The sequence below is a fragment of the Vibrio sp. D173a genome (assembly GCF_030248475.1).
In genome coordinates, this window is record NZ_JAHGAH010000942.1 from 1 (window position 1) to 1,331 (window position 1,331).

Annotated in this window: 1 protein-coding gene; it reads left to right on the forward strand. The window is 48.6% G+C overall.

Features of this window, described 5'->3' with window-relative positions:
* On the forward strand, positions 1-1,331 hold a 1,331-nt coding region (locus KIV40_RS30430), incomplete at both ends, for an ATP-binding protein (protein ID WP_285352999.1).

Consider the following 1,331-nt stretch of genomic DNA (forward strand, 5'->3'; position numbering starts at 1 on the left):
TTCGTGGGCGAGAACTTTGCGTTTCGTCCTTACTTCAGCCAAGCGATCAATGGTGATAAATCTCAATACGTAGGCCTAGGTGCACGCTCAAACGTTCGCGGTTATTTTCTCTCTTCCCCACTCTACGTTGCAGAGGAAATCGTTGGTGTGTTGACCGTTAAAGTCAGCCTAGAGAACATTGAAGCGATTTTGACCAGTGATGGCTTTGATATTGTCGTGCTCGACAACAACCAAGTGGTGTTTCACTCTAGCCAACCCCAATGGCTGTACCACTCTTTGCAACCACTGAGCTCGATTCAACAACAACAGATCGCGCAGCAACGTCAATATGGGTTGGACCAAATCACTCTGATTGATGATTTCCTTGCTCTGTCACAGCCCGTTAGCGAATTACCCAGCAAGCAGTTGAGCCAAATGGGCAGGTTCAATGTCTACCCTGCCGCAACCAGCAGTCAGCAATACCAAGTTGTGGCGCTCAAGGGGCGAGAGACAGAGCTCAAGAAAGTGACGCAGATAGACGCGATATTCTTGGTGATCTACAGCCTAGTATTGCTGATCGCTTGGTCTTGGCGTCAAACCTACAAAGCGAAAGTGGCACTCACAACGCTCAATCATAAACTGGAAGAGACCGTTAACAAGCGCACACTCTACCTTCAGCAGTCGAACCAACAGTTGCAACAGACCATTCATCAATACCAAGAGTCCCAAAGCAAGCTCAAGCAGACTGAGCAAGAACTCACACAGACGGCCAAACTCGCGGTATTAGGTGAACTCTCAGCCAGCATTAACCATGAAATAAACCAACCGCTCGCAGCCCTGCGAACCTACAGTGAGAACAGCCTCAAGCTGCTAGAAATGGGACGTACCGATATGGTGAAGGGCAATCTAGATAAGATGCTGGCTCTCAATATGTCAATCACCGACATCATCGCTCGACTTAAAGTCTTTACCCGCAAGGTCACTAAGCAAGAGAACCACACGGCAAATCTGCATCAAGCGGTCAATAACGCGACTGGCATCTTGAGTGCCCTGTTGATCAAGCAAGGCATAACGCTGCGTATGACTTCTATCAGTGACGACATTCAAATTTCCATTCACCCAACCGAGTTAGAGCAGGTATTGGTTAATTTGATTCATAACGCCGCGCAAGCACTGAACCAGCAGCCGAGCCCGCAGATTGGCTTAGAGTGGCGATTGGAATCTCAAACTTGTGTACTTGATATTTGGGACAACGGCGTCGGGCTGCCTGAATCAAAACTCTCTCAGTTGTTTGACCCCTTTTTTACCACCAAACCGGAAGGGCTAGGGCTTGGACTGTCGATCTCTAAGCG